Raw genomic sequence first — 5,181 nt, 5'->3', positions numbered from 1 at the left:
AGCGAAAGAACTCACCACCCGGTTGACAGATAATTTCCAGACTTTAATTCCTGCATCTTCAAGTTAATTGCGTATAGTTTAGTGAAATTATTTTATAACGAGCAGATAATTTTCTCGATCAGAAAAAGAATTAACCACAGTATTTAACGCGCTTTTTCTGCATGTTATCCCTTTCATCATTAATGAAAAGGGTCTCAATCCGTGGTGCAAAAAGTCCAATCTCGTCGGTTCAGCAGGGGAAAATCTTCGATTGTCGGCCTGTTAAGCCTGTCACTCAGTTTTCCCGGTCAGGCCACATCAGAGGATCAACAGGCACAAAAGCTGGCTGAAATCACCACCCAATGGGATCAACTCGCTCAATCGCAATCACCCGGTGAAGCGGTAAAAACAATGGCTGCTCAGCAGCTATCCTCCGCAGTGACATCAACACTGACACCGTGGTTTAACCAATACGGTAATGCCCGCCTCACACTCCCTTTTGACAGTCACTTTTCGTTAAAAGATGTTTCATTTGACTGGCTGTTACCCTGGTATAACGTAGCTTCGGGCACTGCATTCAGTCAGTTAGGGGTAAAAACCCATCACGGTCAGACAACAACAGTTGTCGGATTTGGCTATCGCTACCAAGCAGATAACTGGCTATGGGGAGCTAATGCCTTCTGGGATGCACTATGGCCGGGACAGCATCATCGTTATGGACTCGGGTTAGAGGCCTGGCACGATAACGTCAAATTGTCCGCCAACCTTTACCAGCGTTTATCCCACTGGAAAACTGCCCGGCTCACAGATTTCGATGCAAGACCTGCCAATGGCTGGGATATTCAGGCAGAAGCTTATTTCCTCACTGGGGTGGGCAATTACAATTTGAGCAATATTATGGGCAGCAGGTCGCCTTATTCGGTGAATCAGAACGCCAGAAAAACCCGTACAGCGTCACCGCCGGGCTGACTTACACACCAGTGCCGTTAGTGACATTAGGTGCCGATTTTCGGCAGGGTAAACAAGGTACCAGCGAGAACCGCTTTACCCTGAACCTCAATTATCGGTTGGATGTTCCGTTCAGCCAACAGCTTGATCCGAACGCGGTCGCGCCATTGCGTAGCTTGAGATCCAGCCAATTTGATTTTGTAAACCGCCGCAGCGATATCGTGCTGGATTATCAGAAGCAAACGTTGCTGACACTGGCTTTCCCCGCATCAATCAACGGATATGAAGGCAAGAAAGTGACCTTTGCTCCCGTTATCCACGCTAAATATCCACTGGCACGTTTAGAGCTGGATACCAGTGAATTACAGCAGGCAGGCGGGAAAGTGCTTGATCAACAGCCTGAGAAAGTGACCTTACGGTTGCCGAAAACCACGGAAAAACCCGTTCGGCTTTCGGGAATAGCCATCGACAGCCGGGGTCACCGCTCCAACCGGGCAGAAATCATGGTTGTGAGCTTGTCAACCGAAAAACAATTACAGGTGACAGCGAATAAAACGCAGGCCAAAGCCGATGGTCATGACAGTGTGATCTATACCGTCCTTGTCACCGATCAAGAGGGGACTCCCGTCCCGAATCAGGCTGTTATCTGGGCAAGTGATAAAGGCGAATTGTCCCAAACCCGGCAGAACACAGATGCGCAGGGGCAGACATCGGTCGTGCTGTGTAGCCGTCAGCGGGGTCTGCATAGGGTACGAGTTTCCGTGGATGGAGAAGTTGCTGTTGCACCTTTGGTACAGTTTAATGTGGTACTGATACCGACAATCACCATTGATAAGCACAGTGTCAAAGCCGATGGAAAAGCGCAGGCAATGCTGACCGTTACCGTCCAAAACGCCGCCGGTGAACCTGTTCCGGATCAGGCTGTTGGCTGGCAAACCAGTCTCGGTCAGTTCTCCTCATTTTCATTAACGACCGACCCGAAAGGACAGGCCACCGCTTATTTAACCAGCCGGGTATCAGGAGCCGCAGAAGTCACGGTGGCAGCAGGCAGTGAAACACGGATGTCTTCACCGATTACTTTTACTGCATCGTTAACTCATACGCTCCAAATGGACAAGCAGACTGCCATTGCTGATGGTCAGGACAGCATCCTTTATGCGGTGAACGTGCGCGATGCAGCGGATCAACCCGTTGCTAACAGCGAAGTACACTGGTCAGTGGATAACGGGCAACTGCCGGATAAACAAGAACAGACAAATAGCCAGGGAGAAGCGACAGCCCGGTTAGTCAGCCGAGTCGCAGGAACGGCAACGGTTAACGTGGACGTGTCAGGAAAAACACTCCATGCTTCTCCGGTGACTTTTAAGCGTTTGCTGAAACCTGCAATCACTGTTGATAAAGCCCGGGCCAAAGGGGATGGACAGGATACGGTTGTGTTGACAGCCACGGTGAAAGATTCACTGGGGCTACCGGTGGAAAATCAGCCGATGGTTTGGCAAACGGATCACGGCGTGCTGTCTTCAGAGCGCACACAAACTGATAATCAGGGACAGACACAGGTTCAGCTGAGCAGTACATTTGCGGGGCTGCATCAGGTGCAGATACAGGTTGGAGATAACAAAGTGGCAGCGCCTATCGTCACGTTTGATGAAGTGTTGTTATCAACAATCCGGGTGAATAAAACCCGTGCGGCGGCAAATGGCACAGAACAGGTGACGTTCACCGTCACGGTTATGGATAGTCATGGCCGGGGTGTTCCGGATAAAGCCGTTGACTGGTCTGGCGAGATTGGCGAGATGATTTTAGTGGAAAACCGGACAGACAACCGGGGGAGCGTGACGGCAACCTTTGTTGGCCGCCATCCGGGTCAGGGCGTGGTCATTGCGCAAATCGGCGAGCAACAACTTGAATCGCCGGTGGTGGAGTTTGTCGAGCCGCTTCGCATTGTTGATACCGTTGCCGTTGACAGTCAGGGCGGTAATGCCAACCAAAAATCCTTTGGTCTCCGGGGACCTTCGGTATTTTGGCGTGGCGCGAAATTTCGCATTATCACGGCAGGTAATACGGGCAGGGTGAACTGGCGGAGCGATTCCTCATCAGTCACGGTATCGGTTGATAGGGTGACGGTGCAGCAGCGCCCTGATGGTGTAAGACTGACGGGCACTGATGAGGCAGGGCAACAGGTGATACTGACTTTAACGGATTATACCTGGTTTGAGCGCTCAGGGTTGACAAAAGACTTTTATTCTAATGCGAAACAGCTTTGCAAATCACTCGGCAGCCGGATTGCTTCCAAATATGCCCTTGAACAGCTCTATGAGGAATGGGGCAATTTTTATCTTTATGATGGTTGGGCGCGGGAATTTTATGTGACATCCACGGATTATCTGGCAGCCAGCTCAGGCTCAGCAGAACATCAAACAAAATGGGCGTTTTGGGCAGAGACAGACCTGTGGGTGCGAAATGCCTGGGCGATGACGGCATTTGCGTGTGGCCGGTAGTGAAAGTGCATTAAATCAGGCTTGATCTGACACATTCCGTCAATAAGGGATCACTGCCAGATCAAGTTTTATTGAAACGGCTCTGAATTAACTCACTTTCTTTAATTCCTGATGAGCCTGCTGTAGCCACACTTTATGTAGTTTACGATAGTGTGGTTCAGATTGACGGGCAATAAGCGCGATAGTCTCTAACTGCCGTCTCGCTGAATTCATATCGCCTTTTTCACGCAGCATCTCGCAATAGCGAAAACGGGCTTCAGGATCAGTATAATATTCTATCAACACGCGGTATTCTTCTTCTGCTTTGTCCAAATGACCGATTTCTTTTTGTACCCTGGCGTAGAGTAAATGGCACTCCTGAGAGCGGAAATCAGGGTTGGCCTGAATCAAATTACCCAACGTCTTTTCGCAACTGACAGGATCATGGTTGTCGAACTGAGCTTTAGTTAATTTAGCTATGCTTGTAGGGTCGTGAGCAAACATCCCTGTTAATGCTTTTTGATAATGCCCGATGGCTTCCTGTGACCGACCCAGTCGGCTTAATTCATCGGCTTGACCCGAATACCTTTACACTTTTAATGGTATTATTCGGCAGGATGAGTGCGTTATTGGCCTGATCTTTCTATAGATACAGGCCAAACCGGAAGATAAATAGTTTTCTGACGCTTTATCACATGATTTTTTCATCCTGAAGATGGCTCATGCTCATAAACACATCACATAAACTCACATTTTTAGGCACAATGATGCTGATATCATATTTTTTTGAGCTGAAAAGAAAGGAAAAAAGATCCCGGCCATTTTCCAGTTTTCTTGTCTTATCGAGCGAGTCAAAATAGCGGTGGATCTCCGAGACGACTTTTTTATTTATTTCACTTTTCACTAAATCATCTCTCTGATAGGGGCTTTCATCGTGTCCATAGTACAGTTTACGAAGATAAAGAATATCTTCTTCGTCTTTATCCATGGGAGACCTGATTAAGGTCATAATTTCATCCGTGCGATCTTTCTTGACGCCAGTAAAAAAATCATGAATACATTGCTGTAACTGAGGTGTGCATTTTCCCTGTGGTTTCGGTCGTTTTACTTCTTCAAACGTGGATTGTTCCGCCGACATATTTAGCATATCCGTCATGATATTTTTAAATTCTTTCGGGCATTGCGTCTGTTTCACTTCCGCATAGATACAACGGCCAAAGTGACCGGAATTGTGGGTGTAATTGTATTTTCTGATAGTCAGAACATATATTCCCGGTGGCGGCTCAAACCCTTTTATGCCAGTGGATTCATAGGCGAACTTGAAATAAATACCGTTTTTTTTGTTATAACCGATCAGTTTTCCCGCTGCTGCAAAATCGGCGACAGTGCACCCACAATCGCAATAAAAGGGGATCTCGCCATTAATAAAAAGAAACCAGCCTTCCGGAAAGGTTATTTCGTTTTGCATTGGATTTATCATGTATTGTCTTCCTTTTCAAAATTGATAATTGTAGTCAGAGAGTATCAATCGGCGCTGCCGCCTGCCTTTTTTCTGTAGGGATTGCTCCAGCTGTAACTTCGTCAGATGTTTTTTCATTGACAGGGTGTCATTTTCTTTTTTTATTGAATTTCTGCTGTTTTTCTCCCGGTTTCTCCTGATTTACACCACCCGATAACCAGTAAACAGGCCAGGCCCATCAGGGCAAACGGGTCTAAATTGACCAATCCGATTAACTGGACGCATTCGGCACATAAACATAGGGCATGAGTCGAT

Annotated in this window: 3 protein-coding genes and 1 pseudogene; 2 read left to right on the top strand and 2 right to left on the bottom strand. The window is 47.7% G+C overall.

Annotated elements, in window-relative coordinates; genetic code table 11:
* Positions 1–390 precede the first annotated feature (390 nt).
* Together NXS07_RS18500 and NXS07_RS18495 are read left to right on the top strand one after the other, a co-directional pair.
* Positions 391–1,376 (top strand): annotated as a pseudogene (locus NXS07_RS18500) (inverse autotransporter beta domain-containing protein); the annotation flags it as partial.
* A gap of 54 nt (positions 1,377–1,430) precedes the next feature.
* On the top strand, positions 1,431–3,428 hold the full coding sequence (locus NXS07_RS18495; RefSeq protein WP_258087370.1) for an Ig-like domain-containing protein: 1,998 nt from the start codon (positions 1,431–1,433) through the stop codon (positions 3,426–3,428).
* Positions 3,429–3,515: 87 nt separating this feature from the next.
* Here NXS07_RS18495 and NXS07_RS18490 read toward each other — a convergent pair whose 3' ends face one another.
* Both NXS07_RS18490 and NXS07_RS18485 read right to left on the bottom strand, forming a co-directional pair.
* On the bottom strand, positions 3,516–3,911 hold the full coding sequence (locus tag NXS07_RS18490; protein ID WP_051862997.1) for a hypothetical protein: 396 nt from the start codon (positions 3,909–3,911) through the stop codon (positions 3,516–3,518).
* Between the two features lie 187 nt (positions 3,912–4,098).
* Positions 4,099–4,887 (bottom strand): hypothetical protein, encoded by a 789-nt coding sequence (locus NXS07_RS18485; RefSeq protein WP_038194278.1) that lies wholly within the window; start codon positions 4,885–4,887, stop codon positions 4,099–4,101.
* Positions 4,888–5,181: the final 294 nt, after the last annotated feature.

The sequence above is a fragment of the Xenorhabdus bovienii genome (genome assembly GCF_024721015.1).
Lineage (GTDB): Bacteria > Pseudomonadota > Gammaproteobacteria > Enterobacterales > Enterobacteriaceae > Xenorhabdus > Xenorhabdus bovienii.
Note: the sequence above shows the minus strand (reverse complement) of the source record. Positions and strands in the feature narration are given on the sequence as shown.

What these genes read in the sequence shown, in the direction of transcription:
- NXS07_RS18495 (WP_258087370.1), top strand. Translation starts at nt 1,431, where the DNA reads ATGGTTGTGAGCTTGTCAACCGAAAAACAATTACAGGTGACAGCGAAT.
- NXS07_RS18485 (WP_038194278.1), bottom strand. Translation starts at nt 4,887, where the DNA reads ATGATAAATCCAATGCAAAACGAAATAACCTTTCCGGAAGGCTGGTTT.
- NXS07_RS18490 (WP_051862997.1), bottom strand. Translation starts at nt 3,911, where the DNA reads ATGTTTGCTCACGACCCTACAAGCATAGCTAAATTAACTAAAGCTCAG.